Source organism: Pseudomonas sp. Sample_14 (assembly GCF_004307515.1).
Lineage (GTDB): Bacteria > Pseudomonadota > Gammaproteobacteria > Pseudomonadales > Pseudomonadaceae > Aquipseudomonas > Aquipseudomonas atacamensis.
This window is the reverse complement of sequence record NZ_RCOC01000029.1, coordinates 18,524-41,788: the sequence shown is the minus strand read 5'-3', so window position 1 is coordinate 41,788 and position 23,265 is coordinate 18,524. Positions and strand designations below refer to the sequence as shown.

Annotated in this window: 26 protein-coding genes and 1 tRNA gene; 7 read left to right on the top strand and 20 right to left on the bottom strand. The window is 57.5% G+C overall.

The features are described from left to right. The first annotated feature begins 130 nt into the window (after nucleotides 1-130). Nucleotides 131-1,735, top strand: coding sequence for an RNA repair transcriptional activator RtcR (gene rtcR, locus D8U61_RS07120; RefSeq protein ID WP_110598900.1), 1,605 nt, complete (start codon nucleotides 131-133; stop codon nucleotides 1,733-1,735). Nucleotides 1,736-2,583: 848 nt separating this feature from the next. Here rtcR and D8U61_RS07110 read toward each other — a convergent pair. The 9 genes from D8U61_RS07110 to thrS form a co-directional block, all read right to left on the bottom strand. Next, nucleotides 2,584-2,660: transfer RNA gene (locus D8U61_RS07110), tRNA-Pro, on the bottom strand. 89 nt (nucleotides 2,661-2,749) lie between these two features. Then, nucleotides 2,750-3,106, bottom strand: coding sequence for a MerR family transcriptional regulator (locus D8U61_RS07105; protein WP_003179985.1), 357 nt, complete (start codon nucleotides 3,104-3,106; stop codon nucleotides 2,750-2,752). Continuing rightward, the gene (ihfA, locus tag D8U61_RS07100) at nucleotides 3,087-3,389 is read right to left on the bottom strand and encodes an integration host factor subunit alpha (protein WP_002553164.1); all 303 of its coding nucleotides are present in this window, start codon (nucleotides 3,387-3,389) and stop codon (nucleotides 3,087-3,089) included. Before ihfA ends, D8U61_RS07105 begins: the two co-directional genes overlap by 20 nt. A gap of 3 nt (nucleotides 3,390-3,392) precedes the next feature. Beyond that, nucleotides 3,393-5,771 carry a phenylalanine--tRNA ligase subunit beta gene (pheT, locus tag D8U61_RS07095; RefSeq protein ID WP_125926676.1) on the bottom strand — a complete coding sequence of 793 codons (2,379 nt, stop codon included), beginning with the start codon at nucleotides 5,769-5,771 and terminating at the stop codon, nucleotides 3,393-3,395. Between the two features lie 26 nt (nucleotides 5,772-5,797). Next, nucleotides 5,798-6,814, bottom strand: a complete 1,017-nt coding sequence (pheS, locus tag D8U61_RS07090; protein WP_003226365.1) for a phenylalanine--tRNA ligase subunit alpha — start codon at nucleotides 6,812-6,814, stop codon at nucleotides 5,798-5,800. A gap of 109 nt (nucleotides 6,815-6,923) precedes the next feature. Continuing rightward, entirely contained in the window at nucleotides 6,924-7,280 is a 357-nt protein-coding gene (rplT, locus tag D8U61_RS07085) for a 50S ribosomal protein L20 (protein ID WP_002553161.1), read from the bottom strand. Nucleotides 7,281-7,307: 27 nt separating this feature from the next. After that, nucleotides 7,308-7,502 carry a 50S ribosomal protein L35 gene (rpmI, locus tag D8U61_RS07080; protein ID WP_002553160.1) on the bottom strand — a complete coding sequence of 65 codons (195 nt, stop codon included), beginning with the start codon at nucleotides 7,500-7,502 and terminating at the stop codon, nucleotides 7,308-7,310. Nucleotides 7,503-7,562: 60 nt separating this feature from the next. Beyond that, nucleotides 7,563-8,114: a translation initiation factor IF-3 gene (gene infC / locus D8U61_RS07075; RefSeq protein ID WP_169432615.1), complete on the bottom strand. Its 552-nt coding sequence runs from the start codon at nucleotides 8,112-8,114 to the stop codon at nucleotides 7,563-7,565. Beyond that, complete coding sequence (gene thrS / locus D8U61_RS07070; RefSeq protein WP_024012407.1) at nucleotides 8,114-10,036, bottom strand: threonine--tRNA ligase; 1,923 nt, start codon at nucleotides 10,034-10,036, stop codon at nucleotides 8,114-8,116. Before thrS ends, infC begins: the two co-directional genes overlap by 1 nt. A gap of 370 nt (nucleotides 10,037-10,406) precedes the next feature. On the opposite strand from thrS, the gene D8U61_RS07065 reads away from it, so the two are divergent. Beyond that, a complete protein-coding gene (locus D8U61_RS07065) occupies nucleotides 10,407-10,709 on the top strand; it encodes a hypothetical protein (RefSeq protein ID WP_016774048.1) in 303 nt (100 codons plus the stop codon). Nucleotides 10,710-10,999: 290 nt separating this feature from the next. Continuing rightward, complete coding sequence (locus D8U61_RS07060; protein ID WP_003179963.1) at nucleotides 11,000-11,212, top strand: cold-shock protein; 213 nt, start codon at nucleotides 11,000-11,002, stop codon at nucleotides 11,210-11,212. 65 nt (nucleotides 11,213-11,277) lie between these two features. Here D8U61_RS07060 and D8U61_RS07055 read toward each other — a convergent pair whose 3' ends face one another. Together D8U61_RS07055 and D8U61_RS07050 are read right to left on the bottom strand one after the other, a co-directional pair. Then, nucleotides 11,278-11,595, bottom strand: coding sequence for an I78 family peptidase inhibitor (locus tag D8U61_RS07055; RefSeq protein ID WP_016774047.1), 318 nt, complete (start codon nucleotides 11,593-11,595; stop codon nucleotides 11,278-11,280). Between the two features lie 166 nt (nucleotides 11,596-11,761). Continuing rightward, nucleotides 11,762-12,064, bottom strand: a complete 303-nt coding sequence (locus D8U61_RS07050; protein WP_016774046.1) for a hypothetical protein — start codon at nucleotides 12,062-12,064, stop codon at nucleotides 11,762-11,764. Nucleotides 12,065-12,194: 130 nt separating this feature from the next. Here D8U61_RS07050 and D8U61_RS07045 point away from each other — a divergent pair, with 130 nt between their 5' ends. After that, a complete protein-coding gene (locus D8U61_RS07045) occupies nucleotides 12,195-12,395 on the top strand; it encodes a hypothetical protein (RefSeq protein ID WP_016774045.1) in 201 nt (66 codons plus the stop codon). Nucleotides 12,396-12,429: 34 nt separating this feature from the next. Here the strand turns inward: D8U61_RS07045 and D8U61_RS07040 are convergent, their stop codons facing one another. The 8 genes from D8U61_RS07040 to D8U61_RS07005 form a co-directional block, all read right to left on the bottom strand. After that, a complete protein-coding gene (locus D8U61_RS07040) occupies nucleotides 12,430-13,458 on the bottom strand; it encodes a nucleoside hydrolase (RefSeq protein ID WP_016774044.1) in 1,029 nt (342 codons plus the stop codon). A gap of 31 nt (nucleotides 13,459-13,489) precedes the next feature. Next, on the bottom strand, nucleotides 13,490-13,894 hold the full coding sequence (rbsD, locus tag D8U61_RS07035) for a D-ribose pyranase (protein ID WP_024012406.1): 405 nt from the start codon (nucleotides 13,892-13,894) through the stop codon (nucleotides 13,490-13,492). Further along, entirely contained in the window at nucleotides 13,891-14,808 is a 918-nt protein-coding gene (gene rbsK, locus D8U61_RS07030; RefSeq protein ID WP_110598888.1) for a ribokinase, read from the bottom strand. The genes rbsD and rbsK overlap by 4 nt, the downstream gene beginning before the upstream one ends. A 24-nt stretch (nucleotides 14,809-14,832) precedes the next feature. Then, the gene (locus tag D8U61_RS07025) at nucleotides 14,833-15,852 is read right to left on the bottom strand and encodes a LacI family DNA-binding transcriptional regulator (protein ID WP_110598886.1); all 1,020 of its coding nucleotides are present in this window, start codon (nucleotides 15,850-15,852) and stop codon (nucleotides 14,833-14,835) included. Between the two features lie 3 nt (nucleotides 15,853-15,855). Next, on the bottom strand, nucleotides 15,856-16,833 hold the full coding sequence (locus D8U61_RS07020; protein ID WP_016774040.1) for an ABC transporter permease: 978 nt from the start codon (nucleotides 16,831-16,833) through the stop codon (nucleotides 15,856-15,858). Beyond that, nucleotides 16,830-18,383, bottom strand: coding sequence for a sugar ABC transporter ATP-binding protein (locus tag D8U61_RS07015; RefSeq protein ID WP_110598884.1), 1,554 nt, complete (start codon nucleotides 18,381-18,383; stop codon nucleotides 16,830-16,832). Before D8U61_RS07015 ends, D8U61_RS07020 begins: the two co-directional genes overlap by 4 nt. A gap of 55 nt (nucleotides 18,384-18,438) precedes the next feature. After that, nucleotides 18,439-19,395: a sugar ABC transporter substrate-binding protein gene (locus tag D8U61_RS07010; protein WP_024012403.1), complete on the bottom strand. Its 957-nt coding sequence runs from the start codon at nucleotides 19,393-19,395 to the stop codon at nucleotides 18,439-18,441. Nucleotides 19,396-19,593: 198 nt separating this feature from the next. Beyond that, complete coding sequence (locus D8U61_RS07005; RefSeq protein WP_016774037.1) at nucleotides 19,594-20,043, bottom strand: hypothetical protein; 450 nt, start codon at nucleotides 20,041-20,043, stop codon at nucleotides 19,594-19,596. A gap of 336 nt (nucleotides 20,044-20,379) precedes the next feature. Between D8U61_RS07005 and D8U61_RS07000 the strand changes: the two genes are divergently transcribed. From D8U61_RS07000 to D8U61_RS06990, 3 genes are all read left to right on the top strand, one after another. After that, nucleotides 20,380-21,468: an asparaginase gene (locus tag D8U61_RS07000; RefSeq protein ID WP_016774036.1), complete on the top strand. Its 1,089-nt coding sequence runs from the start codon at nucleotides 20,380-20,382 to the stop codon at nucleotides 21,466-21,468. Between the two features lie 197 nt (nucleotides 21,469-21,665). Further along, a complete protein-coding gene (locus D8U61_RS06995; protein ID WP_016774035.1) occupies nucleotides 21,666-21,935 on the top strand; it encodes a DUF1654 domain-containing protein in 270 nt (89 codons plus the stop codon). A gap of 4 nt (nucleotides 21,936-21,939) precedes the next feature. Further along, a complete protein-coding gene (locus D8U61_RS06990; RefSeq protein WP_024012402.1) occupies nucleotides 21,940-22,629 on the top strand; it encodes an endonuclease I family protein in 690 nt (229 codons plus the stop codon). 82 nt (nucleotides 22,630-22,711) lie between these two features. Here the strand turns inward: D8U61_RS06990 and D8U61_RS06985 are convergent, their stop codons facing one another. Further along, on the bottom strand, nucleotides 22,712-23,077 hold the full coding sequence (locus D8U61_RS06985) for an SPOR domain-containing protein (protein ID WP_024012401.1): 366 nt from the start codon (nucleotides 23,075-23,077) through the stop codon (nucleotides 22,712-22,714). Nucleotides 23,078-23,265 lie beyond the last annotated feature (188 nt).

Below are 23,265 nucleotides of genomic sequence, written 5' to 3'. Positions count from 1 at the left end.
GATGTTTCTGCTATGTTTTTGATTTTATTAGCTTTTATCCTCTGATGCGACGAGTCTCGGTAATCTATGGAAGACAAATCAGACCAGCAAAATTATCATTGCATATCGTCATTTATCTTATGAGATAAGCATGCCCAACAAACGCACGGTCGCCATCGGATTTATCGGAGCCACCCTGGATCGTGTCGGCAAAGGCGCCAGCCGGTGGAATTATTGGCGACCAAGCGTAGGTCTGTGCCAACAAACAGACCTCCCTATCCATCGGCTTGAATTGATTCACGGCCTCGACGCGCGCGACGTCAGCCTCGCCGAGCGCGTCCGAGCGGACATCCAGCAGATTTCTCCGAGCACCGAAGTGCGCCTGCATCCAATGTCGCTGCGCAACCCTTGGGATTTCGAGGAGGTGTACGGCGCCCTGCACGACTTCACCACTGCGTACAATTTTGACACCGAGCACGAGGATTACCTCGTCCACATCACCACCGGCACCCACGTCGCACAGATCTGCTGGTTCCTGCTCACCGAGGCGCGTTACCTGCCGGCCCGGCTGATCCAGACCTCCCCCGCCAAGCGCAAGAACGATAACGAACCCGCCTGCGGCACTCATGCGCTGATCGATCTCGATCTGTCGCGCTATGATCGGATTGCTTCACGCTTCGCCAGCAAACGTCTCGAAGGCCTGGAATTTCTCAAGTCCGGCATCGCCACGCGCAACCCGGCCTTCAACCGCTCCATTGAGCAGATCGAGCGCGTTGCGCTGCGCTCCAAAGCCCCCATGCTGCTGATCGGCCCGACCGGCGCCGGCAAATCCTTCCTGGCGCGGCGCATCTACGAACTCAAACGCAATCGCCATCAGATGCAGGGACGCTTTGTCGAAGTCAACTGCGCCACTTTGCGTGGCGACGGCGCGATGTCGGCCTTGTTCGGCCACGTCAAAGGCGCCTTCACCGGCGCGCAGAACGCTCGCGATGGCCTGCTGCGCGCCGCCGATGGTGGCATGTTGTTTCTCGATGAAATCGGTGAGCTCGGCGCAGACGAACAAGCGATGCTGTTAAAAGCAATCGAAGAGAAACGCTTCTTCCCGCTGGGCTCGGACAAGGAAGTCGAGAGTGATTTTTTGATCATCGCTGGCACCCACCGCGACCTGCGCAGCCGGGTCGCCGAAGGCGCGTTTCGCGAGGACCTGTACGCTCGGATCAATCTATGGACGTTCGACCTGCCCGGCCTCGCCGGCCGTCGCGAAGATATCGAGCCGAACATCGACTTCGAACTGGAACGCCATGCTCGAGAACAGGGTGAGCGGGTGCGCTTCAATCTGGAAGCACGCCGACGCTACCTGGCCTTCGCCAGCTCACCTGCAGCAGCCTGGCTGGGCAACTTTCGCGAGCTGTCCGCATCGATTACGCGGATGGCAACTTTGGCCGACAGCGGGCGCATCGATGAAGCGCAGGTCGATGATGAGATCGAACGATTGCGATATGCGTGGGGCTTGGCGCATCCCTCTGCGCTATCGACTGAGTTGCCAGGAGATGGCGAGAGCATGGACTTGTTCGATCGCTTGCAATTGAAGGCTGTCATTGAGGTGTGCCAGCAGGCGGACAGCCTGTCGGATGCCGGCCGACAGTTATTCGGGGTTTCCCGGCAGGCCAAGGCGCAACCCAATGATGCCGATCGCTTGAGGAAGTATCTGGGGCGGTTCGGGCTTGAATGGGGTGAGGTAGTTGGCGCGAAGTAACGCTGTGTTCCTGCTTATGCGGCGCGAATGACTACTGTAGAAAAAATGAATTAGCCGCCTGATCTCTCGGTCAAGAATTATGAACGCAGTAAATCTGACGAGGTGACAGCAATGACTATCCAGGCAGAGACACTCGTACAACTGACCGAAGCGCTTCAAGAGCGCGGCATGAAGATGGTTTCAGATGTTCATTTCACTCGCGCGCCGTACCGATACAACCACCGCTGGATCTGCATAGTCGAGTAAACACGCTTGTTGCCGGCGCCTGGATCGATCATTCAGGTGCCGGCGCCGCTCGGCTTCGCCCTTAAAACCCAGATAACCGTCCCCACATAAATCTCGGCTACGTTGGGAGAGGATTCGGTGGCAATAAAAAACCCGGCGCGATGGCCGGGTCTCGTACACGATATGAATTCCATGCGCCTATTTTGCGCCGCCGTTATCGCGACCGGTCTGGGCATCTTGATCTGAACCAGGATTGCCGGGTGGCGGATTCCAGTCCTCTGGTCGTTCGTCGGTACCTTGCTTTGGCTCAGAGTCAGCTTGCTCCAGGCCGGAGTCATGACCCTCGCCAGAATCAGGGGTTTGCTCGCTTGGACCCGGGTATGGGGCTTCAGGGCCATTGTTGTCGTCGATCATCATTCTCTCCCGTCAGTGGCGCAGGGGCTGCGCTTAATAAGTGAGAGGAGATCGGCGCACAGAGAGTGCTATTTGCTCGACGAGCGGACATTCTGACCAACCCAAACACTTGGTAGTGCGAGTCGCAGGCGTGATCGAGCAGCCCCGCGCATCTCAAACACATGAAAAAGGCCAATGCTGTGAACATTGGCCTAAGTCATTGAAAAATATGGTCGGGACGGAGTGATTCGAACACTCGACCCCTAGCACCCCATGCTAGTGCGCTACCGGACTGCGCTACGCCCCGACTGATGTTGCATCTCGCTCTTCACCTCGAAGAGCGCTCAAGAATATATCGCAAGCTTTTGAAAACTGGAAGTATTCAAACGCTGCTTTTTATTTCTTGAGCACCACCAGGACATCTTCCAATTCGGCAATCATCTGCCGAATCATCTGTTTGTACTGGGTGGTATCGTCTTTGGCTTCGTCGCCGGACAGACGCAGACGCGCGCCGCCGATGGTGAAACCCTGATCGTAAAGGAGCGCGCGGATCTGCCGGATCATCAGCACGTCCTGGCGCTGATAATACCGGCGGTTCCCGCGGCGTTTGACGGGGTTGAGCTGAGGAAACTCCTGCTCCCAGTAGCGCAGCACGTGTGGCTTTACGGCACACAGCTCGCTGACTTCACCAATGGTGAAGTAGCGTTTGCCCGGGATGACGGGTAGTTCGTCGTTATGACTTGGTTCCAGCATAAGCCTCAACTCGGGCCTTCAACTTCTGCCCTGGACGAAAGGTGACCACACGGCGAGCCGTGATCGGGATTTCTTCCCCCGTTTTCGGGTTGCGGCCAGGCCGCTGGCGTTTGTCCCGAAGGTCGAAATTGCCGAAACCGGACAATTTGACCTGCTCGTTGTCTTCAAGAGCGTGCCTGATTTCCTCGAAAAACAGTTCTACCAATTCCTTGGCTTCCCGCTTGTTCAGGCCCAGCTCTTCATACAGACGTTCCGCCATCTCAGCTTTCGTCAAAGCCCCCATACGTCACTTCCTTAACGTGGCGTTCAACCTTTGTTCGAGCGAGGTGAGGATATTTTGCGTCGTCGAATTCACCTCATCGTCATTAAGAGTGCGCGATGGATGCTGCCAGGTCAAGCCAACTGCAAGGCTTTTTCTATCAGGATCAATACCTTTACCCTGATACACGTCAAACAGCCTGAGCTCTGTGAGCCATTCGCCTGCATTTTCACGGATTACGTCCAGTACAGCCGAGGCCGCGACGTCTTTGTGCGCGATCAGTGCAAGGTCACGACGCACTTCAGGAAAGCGAGACAACTCGTGGAATTTCGGCATTTTACCGAGCGCCACTTCCGCCAGAACCAGCTCGAAGACGAACACCGGACGATCCAGCCCCAGCGCCTTCGACAGCTCAGGGTGAATTGCACCGATATAGCCTACCTCGCGACCTTCACGCTCGATGCGCGCGGTCTGACCCGGATGCAGCGCCGGGTGCTTGCCCGGAGCAAAGGTGAACGAATCGAGGGCACCGGCGAAACCCAGCACCGCTTCCACGTCAGCCTTCACGTCGAAGAAGTCGACGGTATCCCGACCCTGCGCCCAGCCTTCCGGCAAGCGACTCCCGCAAACTACCCCGGACAGCATCGGCTCTTGCTTCAAGCCTTCAAGCTGACCAACGAAGCGCAGGCCGCTCTCGAACAGACGCACGCGATCCTGCTGACGGTTGAGGTTGTGCTGCAACGCCTTGACCAGACCTGGCCACAACGACGAGCGCATGGCGGCCATATCGTTGGAGATCGGATTGGCCAGCAACAGCGGCTCGACACCTGGATTGAACAGTTCGAACTGACGCGGATCGATGAAGCTGTAAGTGATCGCTTCCTGATAACCACGAGCAACCAGCAGACGACGCAGCTCAGGCAGATCACTACGCGCTTCGGCCTTGGCCTGTGGCGCCAGACGCGCTTGCGGGTAGCGAACCGGCAGACGGTTGTAACCGTACAGGCGAGCCAGCTCTTCGATCAGGTCGACTTCCAGGCTGATATCGAAGCGATGGCTTGGCACTTCAACGCGCCATTGGCCTTCGCCATCAGCGGTAATGCTCAGGCCCAAGGCACTGAGCAGACGCTCGACCTGTGCCGAATCCATCTCCATGCCGAGCATCTGAGTGATGCGCTGCGCGCGCAGAGTGATCGGTGCAATCGATGGCAGATGTTGCTCGCTGACGGTCTCGATGATCGGACCAGCTTCGCCGCCAGTGATTTCCAGCAGCAGGCCAGTGGCGCGCTCCATGGCTTCACGGGCCAGCTGCCAGTCAACGCCACGCTCGTAGCGATGCGAAGCGTCGGTATGCAAGCCGTAAGAACGTGCCTTGCCGGCAACCGCAATCTGATCAAAGAACGCAGATTCGAGGAACACATCACGGGTGGTCGCGGAAACACCGCTGTGCTCGCCGCCCATGACACCGGCGATCGCCAGTGCACGAGTGTGGTCAGCGATGACCAGCGTATCGCTACGCAGGCTGACTTCCTGACCATCAAGCAGAACCAGCTTCTCGCCCTCTTCAGCCATGCGCACACGAATGCCGCCATTGATTTCGGCGAGATCGAAAGCGTGCAGCGGTTGGCCGAGCTCGAGCATCACGTAGTTGGTGATGTCGACGGCAGCGTCGATGCTGCGCACGTCGGCGCGACGCAGACGTTCAACCATCCACAGCGGAGTTGGCTTCGACAGGTCGACATTACGGATGACCCGGCCCAGATAACGCGGGCAGGCCGCTGGGGCCAGCACCTCGACCGAACGGACTTCGTCGTGTACCGCTGCAACCGCAGCCACCACAGGACGGGTTACCGGCACGGCGTACAGCGCGCCGACTTCACGGGCCAGACCGGCCAGGGACAGGCAGTCGCCACGGTTCGGGGTCAGGTCGACCTCGATGCTGGCGTCTTCCAGATCCAGATACACACGGAAATCTTCGCCCACCGGCGCATCGGCCGGCAGCTCCATCAGACCGTCGTTGCCCTCACCGACCTGCAGCTCTGCCTGCGAGCACAGCATGCCGTTGGACTCGACGCCACGCAGCTTGGCCTTCTTGATCTTGAAGTCGCCCGGCAGCTCTGCGCCAATCATGGCGAACGGAATCTTCAGGCCCGGGCGCACGTTTGGCGCTCCGCACACGACCTGGAAGGTTTCCGCGCCATTGCTGACCTGGCATACGCGCAACTTGTCGGCGTCCGGATGCTGCTCGGTGCTCAGCACCTCACCCACCACCACACCACTGAAGACACCGGCGGCCGGCGTAACGCTATCGACCTCAAGACCGGCCATCGACAGACGAGCAACCAGCTCATCGCGATCTACCTGCGGGCTAACCCAGCCACGCAGCCATTGTTCACTGAATTTCATCCTGCTCTCCTAAGAATTCGTTACGACTAGCGAAATTGCGCGAGGAACCGCAAGTCGTTGTCGAAGAACAGACGCAAGTCGTTCACGCCGTAACGGAGCATGGCCAGACGCTCGACGCCCATGCCGAAGGCAAAGCCGGAGAACTCTTCCGGGTCGATGCCGGACATGCGCAGCACGTTCGGGTGAACCATGCCGCAGCCCATCACTTCCAGCCAGCCAGTCTGCTTGCAGACACGGCAGCCTTTGCCGCTGCACATCACGCATTCCATGTCGACTTCGGCGGATGGCTCGGTGAACGGGAAGTACGAAGGACGGAAACGCACGGCCAGTTCTTTTTCGAAGAACACCCGCAGGAATTCTTCGATGGTGCCTTTGAGATCGGCAAAATTGATGTCGCGATCAACCAGCAGGCCTTCGACCTGGTGGAACATCGGCGAATGGGTGATATCGGAGTCGCTGCGATAGACGCGGCCCGGGCAGACGATGCGGATCGGCGGCTGCTTCGATTCCATGGTGCGGACCTGTACCGGCGAGGTATGGGTGCGCAGCAACATGTTGGCATTGAAATAGAAGGTGTCATGCATCGACCGGGCCGGGTGATGGCCTGGGATGTTGAGCGCTTCAAAGTTATGGTAGTCGTCTTCGACCTCTGGGCCTTCGGCAATGCCGTAGCCAATGCGGGTGAAGAACTGCTCAACGCGCTCCAGAGTCCGGGTGACCGGGTGCAGACCGCCAGAGGTCTGGCCACGGCCCGGCAATGTCACGTCGATGGATTCGGCAGACAGTTTGGCAGCCAGCTCGGCTTCTTCAAACAATGCCATGCGCGCATTGAGAACGCCTGTAACACGTTCCTTGGCAACGTTGATCAGCGCACCGACTTGCGGACGCTCTTCGGCCGGCAGATTCCCCAGGGTCTTCATCACCTGAGTCAATTCGCCCTTCTTGCCAAGGTATTGAACCCGGATTTGCTCCAGGGCATTGATATCTTCAGCGCTTTGCACAGCCTCTAGTGCTTGAGAGACCAGCGCATCCAGGTTTTCCATGTACAGACTCCAGATACAAAATAGGGGAAGAGCTTGAAGGCTCTTCCCCTATTTATGACGTTTAACACCTGGCCCCACAGAGGTGAGGCCGGGTGACTGTCGGGGGTACTTAAGCCAAGGTGGCTTTAGCTTTCTCGACAATCGCAGCAAACGCCGCTTTTTCGTTCACTGCCAGATCAGCCAGAACCTTACGGTCGATCTCGATGGACGCTTTTTTCAGGCCAGCGATGAAACGGCTGTAGGACAGACCGTTAACACGAGCACCAGCGTTGATACGAGCGATCCACAGAGCGCGGAACTGACGTTTTTTCTGACGACGGTCACGGTAGGCGTACTGGCCTGCCTTGATTACCGCTTGCTTGGCAACACGGAATACGCGGGAGCGTGCGCCGTAGTAGCCTTTAGCAAGTTTCAGAATTTTTTTGTGACGCTTACGGGCAATGACGCCACGCTTTACACGAGCCATGAGTTACTTCCTCTATTCTTGACTAAATTAACGAAGGCGCAGCATGCGCTCGACTTTTGCCACGTCAGACGGATGCAGCAAGCTGCTACCGCGCAGTTGACGCTTACGCTTGGTCGACATTTTAGTCAGGATGTGGCTCTTGAAAGCGTGCTTGTGCTTGATGCCGTTAGCAGTTTTCAGAAACCGCTTGGCAGCACCACTTTTGGTTTTCATTTTTGGCATGTTCGGATACTCCGCATTCAGTTGATAAACATAATCAGAAGGCCTGCCGTGCCCTGTTGATTACTTCTTCTTTTTCGGGGCGATGACCATGATCAGCTGGCGTCCTTCCATCTTAGGATGCTGTTCGACCGAACCGTACTCGAGCAGGTCTTGTTCAACCCGCTTGAGGAGTTCCATCCCCAGCTCCTGGTGGGCCATCTCACGGCCGCGGAATCGCAAGGATACCTTGGCCCTGTCCCCGTCACTCAGGAAACGTACCAGGTTGCGCAGTTTTACCTGGTAATCCCCTTCCTCCGTCCCTGGACGAAACTTGATTTCTTTAACCTGAATCTGCTTCTGGTTTTTCTTCGCCGCGGCAATCTGCTTCTTCTTCTCGAAGATCGATTTGCCGTAGTCCATCACCCGGCAAACAGGCGGGACTGCATCTGCGGAGATTTCCACCAGATCAAGCTTTGCTTCTTCAGCGATACGAAGCGCTTCATCAATCGAGACGATGCCAATCTGCTCGCCATCAGCGCCAATTAACCGAACCTCGCGTGCCGAGATATTCTCGTTGATCGGGGCTTTCGGTGCAGCTCGTTTATCTTGTCTCATTTCACGCTTAATAATAATTACTCCGAATCTGGGCGACCACGCCGGGAAACCGCTTGCGCGAGAAACTCAGCGAACTGGGCGACGGGCATCGAGCCCAGGTCAGCACCTTCACGAGTACGCACAGCGACAGTCTGCATCTCGACTTCCTTATCTCCGATAACCAAAAGATAGGGAACCTTGAGCAAAGTATGCTCGCGGATTTTAAAGCCGATCTTTTCATTTCTCAAGTCGGACTTGGCACGAAATCCGCTTTCGTTGAGAGTTTTTTCAACCTCTGCAACAAAATCTGCCTGTTTATCAGTGATATTCATGATCACCGCCTGGGTTGGCGCGAGCCACGCAGGGAAGGCACCTTCGTAGTGCTCGATCAGAATCCCGACGAAACGCTCGAACGAACCGAGGATCGCGCGGTGCAACATCACTGGGTGTTTGCGACTGTTGTCTTCGGAGACGTATTCAGCGCCCAAACGGACAGGCAGGTTAAAATCGAGCTGCAAGGTACCACACTGCCAGACGCGACCGAGACAATCTTTCAGCGAAAACTCGATCTTCGGCCCGTAGAAAGCACCCTCGCCCGGCTGCAGATCGTACGGCAGGCCAGCAGAATCAAGGGCCGCAGCCAATGCTGCTTCAGCGCGATCCCACAGCTCATCGGAGCCGACACGTTTTTCCGGACGAGTGGACAGCTTCATCTCGACTTCGGTAAAGCCGAAATCGCGATAGACGTCCATGGTCAGCTTGATGAACGCAGCGGACTCGGCCTGCATCTGCTCTTCGGTGCAGAAAATGTGCGCGTCGTCCTGGGTGAACGCTCTCACACGCATGATGCCGTGCAACGCACCCGATGGCTCGTTACGGTGACAGGCACCGAACTCGGCCAGACGCATCGGCAACTCGCGGTAGCTTTTCAGGCCCTGATTGAACACCTGCACGTGGCACGGGCAGTTCATCGGCTTGATGGCGTAGTCGCGGTTTTCCGACTGAGTGGTGAACATGTTGTCGGCGTAGTTGGCCCAGTGCCCGGATTTCTCCCACAGGCTGCGGTCGACGACTTGAGGAGTCTTGATCTCAAGGTAGCCGTTGTCGCGCTGGATCTTGCGCATGTACTGCTCGAGCACCTGATACAAAGTCCAGCCATTCGGGTGCCAGAACACCATGCCCGGCGACTCTTCCTGAGTGTGGAACAGGCCCAGGCGCTTGCCGATCTTGCGGTGATCGCGCTTCTCGGCTTCTTCGATGCGCTGGATGTATGCCGCCAGTTGCTTCTTGTCGGCCCAGGCAGTGCCGTAAACGCGCTGCAACTGCTCGTTCTTGGCGTCGCCACGCCAGTAGGCGCCCGACAGTTTGGTCAGCTTGAAGGATTTCAGGAAACGCGTGTTAGGCACGTGCGGACCGCGGCACATGTCGACGTATTCTTCGTGATAGTACAGACCCATGGCCTGCTCGTTCGGCATGTCTTCGACCAGGCGCAGCTTGTAGTCTTCGCCACGGGCCTTGAACACTTCGATCACTTCGGCGCGCGGAGTGACTTTCTTGATGACGTCGTAATCCTTCTCGATCAGCTGCTGCATGCGCTGTTCGATGGCCGCCATGTCTTCCGGCGTGAAAGGACGCTCGTAGGCGATGTCATAATAGAAGCCTTCGTCGATGACCGGGCCGATTACCATCTTCGCGGTCGGGTACAGCTGTTTGACCGCGTGGCCAACCAGGTGCGCGCAAGAGTGGCGAATGATCTCCAGCCCCTCTTCATCCTTTGGCGTAATGATTTGCAGGGTCGCGTCGCTGCTGATGATGTCGCTGGCGTCGACCAGTTGGCCATTGACCTTGCCGGCGAGCGTGGCCTTGGCCAGACCCGCACCAATGGATGCGGCGACCTCTGCTACGGAAACCGGGTGATCGAATGAACGTTGACTGCCGTCGGGAAGAGTAATAGTTGGCATGGCGCCTCCTCTCCTAGTGGTGACCCCTACCAAAGGTCACGTGGGTTGGGATGAGCCAGTACAAGATCCGATCCAGGCCATTCAATGACGAACGCCTGCCTTACAGCGGCAGGAGCCTTGCGGCCAACCGGAAAACCGAACCAGAGTGACTGGGATTCAAATCGGAAAAATTCGCACGCCGACCGCTTCGGGACTGAAGGTCATCCGAAGCCTGAGAACGCTTGAGCCCGGCATGCTAGCACAGATGAGCGGTCGCTCACGCCCTGATTTGGCAGAAGGCGAAATGTCCGATTTTATGCCAGAGTGCTGAACTTGATCGGCCCTTGCGCCCTCAGATAACAAGACATTGACCCACAAGGAGCATCCTCGCATGCGTCTGAAAAGCTTATTCGCCGTCGTCGCCCCCGTCGTCCTGCTGCTGCCACTGAGCGCCCATGCCGACTGGCCGAAAGGCGAGCGCGAAAAGTACATGGCCCAGTGCACTCAGGCTGCGACCCAGCAAATCGGTGCTGCTGCGGCGAAATCCCACTGCGCTTGCGGAGCTGACGCCATCAAGTCCTATCCGGCCAGCGACATTCAGGCGCTGATGGACAACAAGGCGACTCCTGAATTGCAACAGAAAGCCCTTGGCCAGATCGCCAAATGCAAGGCAAATACCGCCCCGAAAAAATAAGAAAACCGGGTATTAATATCGGCTGAAAGGCGGAAAAAAGTGCTGGAAATGAGCCTTTTCAGACGATTTATGCAGGTTTTACAGGTTTTTTTATCGTCTTTACGTTTCGCTGAAAGCCTTTCAAACCGGGGCTTTCAGCAGAAACGGGTGGTAAAGAAAACACGACTGATTGGCAAACAGCACGTCCGGGGGGCTCCCAAAGCGAACATTTCGACTATGATACCCGGGTGTGCCCAGTTGGCCTGAGCAGCACAGTACTACTGAAAATATATGTTTCTTGGAGATACACCATGTCTAATCGCCAAACCGGCACCGTTAAATGGTTCAACGATGAAAAAGGCTTCGGCTTCATCACTCCTCAAGGTGGCGGTGACGACCTGTTCGTACACTTCAAAGCTATCGAATCCGACGGTTTCAAAAGCCTGAAAGAAGGCCAGACCGTCTCTTTCGTGGCTGAGAAAGGCCAAAAGGGTATGCAAGCTGCACAGGTTCGCCCAGAGTAATTTCTCGGCGCACTAAAAAAACCCCGTCCTGGTGACGGGGTTTTTTATGCCTGACACAAAAGGACTCAGCCGCAGTTGACGCGAGTAACTACCAGGTTGTTGTCGGTGTTCAGGTTCAGGCGATCGGAGCGGTATTCCAGGGTGATCATGTCGTTTGGCTTGAGGAAGCGCGCATTTTGCGCCCCAGCCTTGGCACGTGCCTGATCCAGCAATTCAGGGGATGCCTTCTTGCCGATGGCGAATTGCGCTGCCGATGCTTCGCAGCGGCTGTTCCCCGATTCAGCAGCCACGGGTTCCTTTGCCGACTCGCTGGAGGTTGTGCTGCAACCAGCCAACAGCGCAGCGGCCATCAGTGCACCCAGTGTCGCGAACTTCAAAGGCATGAAGCCTCCTTGTTTTCAAATGTTTAAGCAGAGATCGTGCGACCGCCAATGCGGCGTTTGGTTTCAAGGCTCAAGCCATGCCCTGCCCCACGAGCGGAAAAATGCCGAGTTTGCCTGAGCTGCGCGCGGCGACTCAGCAAACAATCGTGACTGAATATTAACGACCTCAATAAACGTCGATGTAGTCATACGGCGGATTCGGCCAGTTGTCCTTGAGCGCGTTGAAAATCTGCATCACCCAGACTTCATCACTGGCTGCGACGTTCCCCACATAGCCGGAGCCCTTTGCCCAGGTTTCCAGGCGAAACAGCAGACCGTCGATATCCTGCCCACCGGTCACGGTGGACAGATAGGCGATGCCGTCTTTGGTCACGCGCAATTGGTTGTGTACGTCGTCACTGGCTGAGGCGAGCAATTGGCGCACGGCATCGAGTGTGAGGCCGTCAGGGCTATTCAGATCGATCTGCACAACAGGGTCCTTGGTAAGCCGGAAAAGACCAAGTGTCGCATAGCGCTCCGCTCATGCCTAAGTCGCAGTGCCAAACGCCGCGCAAAATGGTTAACTCGAAAAACAGACATCCTGACCTTTCGAGCCTCCCATGACCAGTGTAAGCATCGACGCCGCCATCAACGCCAAATGGGCCGAAGGACACAGCTCTTACAGCCCCGGCACGACGGAAGAACTGGCGCTGATCGGCATCGATCTACTGGTCAAGGAGTTGGGGATAGAAGCGGCGCAGCATTTTATCAACCAGGTATTCGAACGCTATCCGATCGGCCAGGCCGAACAGCCGCAGTGAAAACCCGCAGGCAAACTGCCTGCGGGTCGACGACTTATTTCAGGCGTTTCAGGCGCTCGGTCAGCAGATCAAAGAATCCCTGGGCGTCGCCATTTTCGACCCAGAATGCATTCTTCGGCGCTTTCAGGCCGTCATACCAGTCAACGATGGTCTGGCCGAATGTCGGTCCTTCACGGCTATCTACCACGACGTTGACCGCCCGACCGGTAAACAACTCAGGCTTGAGCAGATACGCCACAACGGTGGCGTCATGCACTGGGCCGCCGGGAATGCCGTAGTGCTCCATATCGCCCTTGATGTATTCGTTGAGAATGTCGCCGACGATCTTGCTCGCATTGTTGTTCAGCGCGGCGATCTGCTTCAGGCGTGCATCGCTGGTCAGGATCTTGTGGGTCACGTCCAGCGGCAGATAGGTGAGTTTCACCCCGCTCTTGAGCACCACCTCGGCAGCCTGCGGATCAGCGAACAGGTTGAATTCAGCCACAGGGGTGATGTTGCCACCGTTGAAATGCGCCCCGCCCATGATCACCACTTCCTTGATGCCCTGAACGATCTCCGGCTCCTGGATCAACGCCAGAGCCAGGTTGGTCTGCGGGCCGAGCATGGCGATGGTGATGCTGTGCGGTTTGGCCGATTTAAGAGTGTCGATCAGATAATTGACCGCATTTCCTTTCGCCAGGCCTTTCTTCGGCTCGTGAACCGTCACGCCCGACAAGCCTTCCTTGCCATGAATGTTCTCGGCGTAAATCGGCGTGCGCATCAGCGGCTTCGGTGCGCCAGCGTAAACCGGCACATCTTCGCGCCCTGCCCATTCGCGAGCGAGCCGCGCGTTACGCGAAGTCTTGTCCAGGCGCACGTTGCCAGCGACGGTGGTCAAGGCTCGGATATTCAACTCATCCGGCGAAGCGAGGGCAAAGAGCAAGGCGACCACGTCGTCAGCGCCCGGATCGGTGTCGATGATCAGGTCGATCTTTTCCGCCGCCTGAGCGCCGGTCGCAGTTATCACGGACAAAAGCAGCAGACCCCGAAGCAGTTGATGGAGTTTTTCAGCATAGCGTTGCATAGCGCATTCCTTGTGCAGGTGAAATCGGAAATCAGAATGTAACTCCGGCGACCAGAACGATGTTGCAGTACGGCTGACATTCTCCTGTACGAATGATCGCCCTGGCTTGTCGGCTCAGTACCTTGAACTGCTCGTGAGTGAGCAGATCCCTACGGCCCAGCGCGCCCTCTTCGTTCATCGCGTCCAGATCGGCCAGCGCCGAGGGCTGCTTATCGAAGATCTCTCTGGCCAGCACATGGCTTTCCACCTGCATCTCGCTGAGTACGACTTTCAGCGTGCTGACGAAATCAGGGATGCCAGGGGTCAGCGCCAGATCAATCAGCTCGACACCCGGCGGCACGGGCAAACCGGCGTCGCCGATCACGACCATGTCACCGTGGCCAAGCGAAGCGATCAGTCGCGACAGCGCGACGTTGAGTAATGGAGTCTTTTTCATGCGGGTCTGAACGCCTGTACTTCGGACATGGTTGGAATCGACGGTTGTGCACCGGCGCGGGTAACCGACAGTGCAGCGGCGATCTGACCGTAGCGGATCGCCTCGTCCTCGGATTTGCCATCGGCCAGCGCTGCGGCGAAACCGCCGACAAAGGTGTCGCCTGCGGCCGTGGTATCGACCGCCTTCACGGTCGGCGCGGGGAAGTGTTCGAAGCCCTTGCCATTGGCGAACAGCGAACCCTGCGCGCCCAACGTGACAATGACTTTACCGGCGCCCATGGCAATCAATTGAGTGGCAGCCGTTTCTGCCGACTGCAACGAGTCGACAGCGAGCCCGCTCAACGCGGCGGCTTCGCTCTCGTTAGGAATCAGATAGTCGATCGCCGCGAACCAGTCTGCCGGCAAAGGACGGCTCGCCGGCGCCGGATTGAGGATGACGGTCTTGCCCAGTTCACGTGCACGCTTGAGCGCATGCCCGACCGTCGCATCGGGAATCTCGAGCTGACAGATCACCACATCGGCGGCTTGCAAAACCGCATCAAAACGGTCAATTACTGCTTCCGTCATTGCGCCGTTGGCACCGGCGACAATCACAATGGCGTTCTGGCTGTTGTCATCCACCACAATCAGCGCCACGCCACTGGAATCTTCTACGACGCTGACAGCCTGGCAGTCGATGTGCTCGGCGAGCAAGGCATCGCGCAATCGCACACCGTAGTCGTCATTTCCCACACAACCGATCATCGCCACCTGCGCGCCCAGACGAGCAGCGGCAACTGCCTGATTGGCGCCCTTGCCGCCCGACACAGTGGCAAAGGAATGACCGATCAGCGTTTCACCGCCGCGCGGCAGCCGTGGCGCCCGGGTGACCAGGTCCATGTTCAGGCTGCCTATTACCACTACATTTGCTGGCATACATCACTACTCATCAATTCGGTTTCAGCGATATTCGGTGAACACGCCGGACAGCGGCGCGGTCGATTCGCGCAGGACAATACTCGGGGTCACGATGCGTTGATCAGTGCCCGATTCCGGCGCAGCAATTCTGCGCAACAGCACTTCGGCGGCCATCTCGCCCAGTTGCAGGATCGACTGGCCGACCGTGGTCAGCGCCGGATAGACATAACGACTCATCTGAATGTCATCGAAGCCGATCACCGACAGCTCGGCCGGCACCCGAACATTCCGTTCAGCCGCCGCACGCAGCACACCGATGCCAATCATGTCGTTGCCGGCAAAAATCGCACTGGGCGGATGGCTTTCAAGCAGCCGGGCAGCGGCGTTGTAACCGCCGGTGCTGGTGAAGTCGCTTTCCAGCATGCGCTCTTCGCGCACCTCGATTCCCGCCTCTTGCAGCGCTCGGCAATAACCGGCCTGACGCATTTGCGCCACGCTGGTACTGGCCGGACCGCCGATGGTGGCGATGTCGCGATGCCCCAACTCGAGCAGGTGACGGGTTGCCAGATAAGCGCCGTATTCGTGGTCGATGCGCACCAGATCGGCATTTACACCTTCCAGGCCCCGGTCGACGATGACCATCGGCGTCTTCACGCCCGCCAGCCCTTGCGCCAGACCACTGTCACCGCCGGCGGAGGCGACGATCAAACCGTCAATGCGCTTTTCCAGCAACACACGCAAATAGCTGCGCTGCTTGTCCGGGTTGTCGTCGGAGTTACAGAGGATCACGCAATAGCCGTTGCGCTCGCAGTAATCCTCGATTCCGCGCGCCAATTCAGCGAAGTACGGGTTGAGACTATTAGGTACCAGCAAACCGATGGTCGCGGTGGTCTTGGCTTTCAGCGAACGCGCCACGGCACTGGGAACGTAGTCGAGGCTCTTGATCGCCGCCTCGACTTTGCGCCGCACTTCCTGACTGACCGGGCGGGTGTTGTTCACCACGTGCGACACGGTCGTGTAGGAAATGCCCGCGAGCGCCGCTACATCCTTGATCGTTGCCATGGTTCAGCCCCGGCGACTGGCGCGTTGACTGCGATAGGTGTCGAGCACCACAGCGATAACGATTACCGCGCCGGTGATGATGCGCTTGGTCGGCTCCGTCGCACCAATCTGCGCGAGACCGGCTGCCAGAACGGAAATGATCAACACACCAAAGAAAGTGCTGATCACCGAACCGCGCCCGCCCATCAGGCTGGTACCGCCGATAACCACCGCCGCGATCACTTGCAGTTCCAGGCCCGAACCTGCGTTCGGGTCAGCCGCCTCCAGACGCGAAATCTGAAACAGAGCGGCAATGCCCGCCAGCAGCCCCATCAGGCTGAACACCAGAATCTTGTAGGGCTTGGGATTGATCCCGGCCAGCCGCACGGCTTCTTCGTTGGTGCCGATGCCGATCAGGTAGCGGCCGAAAACAGTGCGGGTCAAAACTGCCTGCGCGATGAAGATCACCAGCAAAGCGATGATGAACGAGGGTGAAATACCGAACGCGATCGGATTCGACAGCCAGGCGAACGCATCGCCGATGTACGCAGTCCGCGACCCGGTCATCTGATACGCCACACCGCGGGCCATTTCCAGCACGCCGAGGGAGACGATGAACGACGGAATCCGCCAGGCCACGGTGATCGAGCCAGTGATGGTGCCGGCCAGAGCCGCCACCGCCATGCCGAGCAGCGCCGCTGGCAAAACGCTCCAGCCCCAGCCGAGAATCGCAACGCTGACCGTCGACGCGGCCAGCGCGAGGACCGAGCCGACGGACAAATCGATGCCGCCGATGATCAGCACAAAGGTCATGCCTACCGCCAGCACCATCAGGTCGGGAATCTGGTTGGCCAGGGTGCTGAAAGTGTTGTACGAGAGAAAATGGCTGCTCAGGACCGAGAACAGCGCAATCATCGCCAGCAAGGCACCGGCCAGGCCCAGATAAGTACCCAGGCCAAAGAAATTGCCACTACGTTTACTGGCAGAAGATGCAGTTTTCATGGGAGATCCCTAGGCGCTGCTTCATTGAGCAACGCATCACGTTTCTGGTAGCCGGCGAAAGCGGCGGCAAGCAAATCATCCTGGGTCCAGCTGTCGCGCTCGAAGGTGTCGATCAGACGTCCCGCCGAGAGCACGCCGATCCGGTCGCAGATCAGCATCAACTCACGCAAGTCACTGGACACCACGACCAACGCCTTGCCCTGGCGGGTCAACTCTCCGAGCAAACCGTAAATATCGAACTTGGCACCGACATCGATCCCACGAGTGGGCTCGTCGAACAGCAGCACGGAACAGTCGCGCTCCAGCCAGCGGCCGATCACGACCTTCTGCTGATTGCCGCCGGACAGTTCCGAGACCAGCTGCGTCGGGCTCGAGCTGCGGATACGCATGACTTCGATCTGACGCTGCGCCAGGGAGATTTCGTCGCCGTTGTTGACGAAACCACCACTGGAGATTTCCGGCATGTTGCCCAAGGCGATGTTGGCGCTGATCGACTGACTGAGCAGCAGCCCTTCGCCCTTGCGATCCTCGGTGATCAACGCGATGCCATTGCGTACGGCATCGACTGGCGAGCGGACACTCACGACCTTGGCCGGGGAGCCGAGCGCGATGGTGCCGCTGTCGGCAGCATCGGCACCGAATATCAGCCGCAGCAATTCCGTGCGCCCTGCCCCGATCAATCCGGAAATACCGAAGATCTCCCCGGCACGCACTTCGAAGGAGACGTCGCGGACTTTGTCCGAACGCGTCAGCCCTTTGACCGTCAACGCCGGAGCGCCGATCTTGCGCGGCCCCATGTCGATGTGTTCGCCCAGTTCGCGACCGACCATCAAGGTGACCAGTTGCTCGCTGTTGTAGTTGGCCATCGGCTCGACGCAGACCAGATTGCCGTCACGCAGCACAGCAATACGCTGCGCCACCCGCGCCAGTTCTTCGAGACGATGAGAGATATAGATGATGGAAACGCCGCGAGCCTGCAATCGGGTGATCTGCTCGAAGAGCATTTCGACTTCGCGCGCCGTGAGCATCGCGGTCGGCTCATCGAGGATCAGCACGTGGCAATCGCCAATCAGGTTGCGCGCGATTTCGACCATCTGTTGATGCCCGATACCCAACTCGCCAACCAGCGTGTCCGGGTCGATCGCGTCGAGGCCGACCTGCGCCATGGCTTCGATCGCCGCCTTGCGCAACTGCTTGCGGCTGATCCAGCCCGCGCTGCTCGGCAGATTATCCAGAAACAGGTTTTCCGCCACCGACAGCGTCGGCAACAGATTGAGTTCTTGCATGACCATGCGCACGCCAAGCTCTTCAGCCTGGGTACGGCTGCCCGGACGATAGTCCTTGCCGTGGAATTGCATCTGGCCGGTGGTTGGCGTGACCAGACCACCAATGATCTTCGACAGGGTACTTTTGCCGGCACCGTTTTCGCCGGTCAGCGCCAGTACTTCACCGCGCATCAGCGTCAGATCGATGCCGGTGAGCACCGGTTGCGCATAAGTCTTGCCGATACCGCTGACCGAGAGGACAGCGTTCGGGGCGGAAACTGACATAGAAATCTCCATGCGCTCGCCCGGACGGACGAGCGCCGTTGTGTCGCCAGATGACTTACTGGGTGACCAGTTCGACCGGTGTTTCGATCACGCCGTTGGCACCGCTGTCGACTTTCTCGCCTTTGATGATCTTCAGTGCGGTTTCGATGCCGAACACGGCCTGCTTGGCTGCAAACTGGTCAGCAGTGGCCAGCACGCGGCCGTCCTTGAGCATTGGCTTGATCGCATTGATGTTGTCGTAACCGACGACTTTCACCTGCCCAGCCTTACCAGCGGCACGGACTGCGGAAACGGCGCCGACCGCCATGCTGTCGTTACCGGCCAGCAGTGCTTTGACATCCGGGTATTCACTGAGGATCGAAGCGGCAACCTTGTTGCCCTTGTCGATTTCCCAATCACCGGATTGCAGCGAGACCACTTTGATCTGCGCGGCTTCCATCGCGTCCTTGAAACCGGCCGTGCGCGCCTGTGCGTTGGTGGTAGTGGACACGCCTTCGATGATGCCGACCTCGTCGCCCGCCTTCAGTTGCTTGGCCAGGTATTCGCCAACCAGACGTGCACCTTTGCGGTTGTCCGGGCCTACGAAAGGCACGTTGATGTTTTTACTTTTGACTACGGCGGGATCGAGCTGGTTGTCGATGTTGATCACCGTGATACCGGCGTCTACGGCCTTCTTGATAACCGGCACCATGGCTTTGGAGTCAGAAGGCGCGATCACCAGTGCATTCACCTTGGCCAGGATCATCTGTTCGACGATGCGAGTCTGGCCGGCGGTGTCGGTTTCGTCTTTGATACCGTTGGAAATCAGATCGAAATCGGCGGAGTGTTCTTTCTGGTAGGCTTTGGCGCCGTCTTCCATGGTCAGGAAGAATTCGTTGGCCAAGGATTTCATGACCAGCGCGACTTTGGGTTTTTCTGCGGATTCGGCGAAAGCCGAGGAGACAGGTAGTGCGGCGGCTGTGGCAGCCAGCATAGCGACAGCAAGAAGACGTGCGGCGAATGGCAGCTTCATGGGTTCACTCCGATCTTATGATTATTGTGAGCAACGTTTGCGTTGACGTAAGCTACGTCACGGCTCCGGGAGATAATACCCTTCCAAGCCGCGCAAACGTTTGCGTAGACCGAACTATGAGAATCCCGCCGGCATTTGTCAACAATCAGAAATCGTCTTTTGTTGTAGGTCGAATCGCCGAATTGGCAATTTGGCGCTTCAGGCAGTCGTATTGACCAAGCCGCCGCTGGGAGCGCTTTTCGACATCTCCTTGACCAACGCACCCGCCACTTCCGCCAGTGCGGCGCTGGTTTGCGCGATCTGGCCCTGAATCGACATCACTGCCTGGGATTTCGCTTCGGGAGTCGGATAGCTTGCGGCCTGAGCCGCAGCCAGTTGCTGCTGCTGCTCCTGAAGTTGCTTTTGCAATTCCTTCATCCGCTTGAGCAGTGTCTTGACGGTGATGCTGAGATTGCTGTCAGCCTCGGTTTCACTGTTTTCCTGCACAGGACCACCACCGGTTCTGACCTGATTCTTCTCAGTCTTCTCGGTACCCAGCGCCTGCGCCGAAGCCTCATTGGTCGCGTCGTTCAGGGTGTTGATAGTCGCTGCAGTTTTACCGCCGATGGTGACTGCAGCGGGATTGGCAAAACCGACCGTCAATGACATGTGAACTCCTAAGATTTGGTTTCCTTGAGGACGCATCGGCCTGGGAGCACATTTCTTTAGCAGGGATTTGTCTCCCGCCTGGCTTTTCAGAGATTGCCTATCGGCGAGCCGAACAAGAATCCCGCTGTCGTTCGGAATCCCGGATGGATGGGTCCTCAACGATGCTCCAGCCACCGAAAAATATTGATTTAAATCATTGGGTTAAACATTTTCCGCCAGCACATTACGCATGGTATGAATCCTGCTCCCGTCCTTGCACCTCAAGCATTCAGATCGGCTTGGGGCGCATCTAGATGAACCTGCATCAGCACCGTCTCACGACTAGAGAGAAAAATAATGAAATCTGCTTTCAATACCTTGATTCCGGGCGCATTGGCCCTCCTCCTGCTCCTGCCTGCTGCCCTTCAGGCAAAAGAAGTCGAAACCCAGACCAAACTGGCCAACGTCGTTGTTCTCGCCACCGGCGGTACCATCGCCGGCGCTGGCGCCAGTGCCGCCAACAGTGCCACTTACCAGGCAGCGAAAGTCGGTATCGAGCAACTGATAGCCGGCATTCCCGAGTTGAGCAAACTGGCTAACGTGCGTGGCGAACAAGTCATGCAGATCGCTTCGGAAAGCATCACCAACGACAACCTGCTGCAGTTGGGTCGTCGCGTTTCCGAACTGGCTGACAGCAAGGACGTGGACGGCATCGTTATCACCCACGGCACCGACACCCTCGAAGAAACCGCGTACTTCCTGAACCTGGTCGAGAAAACCGACAAGCCGATCATCGTCGTCGGTTCGATGCGTCCGGGCACTGCCATGTCGGCAGACGGCATGCTCAACCTGTACAACGCCGTCGCCGTGGCGAGCAGCAAAGAAGCGCGCGGCAAAGGTGTGCTGGTGACCATGAACGACGAGATCCAGTCCGGTCGCGACGTCAGCAAAATGATCAACATCAAGACCGAAGCATTCAAGAGCGCCTGGGGTCCACTGGGCATGGTGGTCGAAGGCAAATCCTACTGGTTCCGCCTGCCGGCCAAGCGGCACACCATGGATTCGGAATTCGACATCAAAAACATCAAGAGCCTGCCTGACGTAGAAATTGCCTATTCCTACGGCAACGTCAGCGATACCGCCTACAAGGCATTGGCGCAAGCCGGCGCCAAAGCCATCATCCACGCCGGCACTGGCAACGGTTCGGTATCCTCTCGCGTGGTTCCATCCCTGCAAGCCCTGCGCAAGGATGGCGTGCAGATCATTCGCTCGTCCCACGTCAACGCTGGCGGCTTTGTCCTGCGTAACGCCGAACAGCCTGACGACAAATACGACTGGGTTGTCGCTCACGATCTGAACCCGCAAAAAGCCCGCATCCTGGCGATGGTCGCGCTGACCAAGACCAACGACAGTAAAGAGCTGCAACGGATGTTCTGGGAATACTGATTGAACATCGCCTGATCACGTCTCGATCGGGCAATTGCGCATCACCTGCCAGCTTGGCAGGTGGTGCCCCGCTTACACCCTTCCAATACTTTTCCCACAAAAATCTCGACAAGCCCTACACCAAAACCGGAAACCCGCTGTCAGAGGATTTTCTTGAATTTTAAGCAGTTGCGAAATCGCTTACAGTTAAATACTGTATGCACGTACAGCTTAATAAGGATAACCTCGTGGCCACCTCTCCTGCTGCTCCTGACGCTTACGAACGCATGGGTATGCGCGTTCAGAAAATCATCAATTCCCCCACCGCACAAAAAGCCAAAGCCGCACTGATTTTCCGTCTGCCGGATGAGCCGATGGATGACTGGGAGCGCTTGCTCGAGGAAATCGACGAGAACGACAACGTTACCCTCGCTTATCGCGATGACGGTGGCGTGCAGATTTTTTGGGTTGTGCCGAAGGAAGATTGACTCAATGAGTGTCCGCTGTGTTGCTTTGCTGTTGTTGTTTTTCGCCATGGGCGCCCAGGCTGGCGCCCCACGTACATTTTCCGAAGCCAAGAAAGCCGCGTGGAAACTTTATGCACCGCAGTCCACGGAGTTTTACTGCGGCTGCAAGTACACCGGCAACAAGGTCGACCTGAAGGCTTGCGGCTATGTGCCTCGCAAGAACGCCAAGCGTGCATCGAGAATCGAATGGGAGCACATCGTGCCGGCCTGGCAGATCGGCCATCAGCGGCAGTGCTGGCAGCAAGGCGGACGCAAGAATTGCACGCGTTACGATCCTGTTTATCAAAAGGCCGAAGCTGACTTGCACAATCTGGTGCCGAGCATTGGCGAGGTCAACGGTGACCGCAGCAACTTCAGCTACGGCTGGTTGCCGGTGCAGTCCGGCCAATATGGCTCCTGCCTGACGCAGGTCGACTTCAAGGCCAAGAAGGTCATGCCCCGCCCTTCGATTCGCGGCATGATCGCCCGCACGTATTTTTATATGAGCAAACAATACGGACTGCGCCTATCGAAGCAGGATCGGCAGTTGTACGAAGCGTGGGACAAGACCTATCCAGTGCAGGATTGGGAACGTCAGCGCAACCAGAGCGTGGCGTGCGTGATGGGGCGCGGCAACGAGTTTGTCGGCTCGGTAAATCTGAAAGCCTGCGGCTGATTGCAGCGGAAATAAAAAGGCCTCGAGCGTTATGCTCGAGGCCTTTTTAATGTCTGTTCAGCGTGTTTTGAAGGCGCTTCGCTTATGGCGTTAGCGGATGCTCGATCACCACCGATTCGATATTTTGTTTCTTGGCTTTTACCAGCGCTGCATCGACCTGCACCTTGCGCGCCTCGGCGTCAGCCTGGGAATTGAACGGACCGATCAGAATTCGTGTTTTACCGCTGCCGTCCTTGACGACCGTCGGAACGAAAGCGTGCTCAATCAACCAGCCGCTCAGGTCACTGACGGCCTGAGGAGTCTCGCCACGCACTTCCAGATCCCACTGTGGCGCGGCGGCCGCCGGCGCTGCCGCGACCTTCGTCTCAGGCTTCGGCGCATCTACATTCTTGCCTTCACCGCAGCCTGCCAATGCCAGTGCCGCTACCAGCCAAACCAATTTGCGCACAACGCTTCCCTCGGAATTCGTAAAGCGGCGATCTTATCATTCAAAAATACTTCGCGAGCCCCGCAAAATGGGCACAAAACAACGAGAATGATGATTGCAGCCTCTGTATAGTTACGCCCTGGGAATTAATGCCGCTTCTGCGCGTCAGAAAGAGGCACCCAAACCGTGAGACTTCGCACTAATCTATA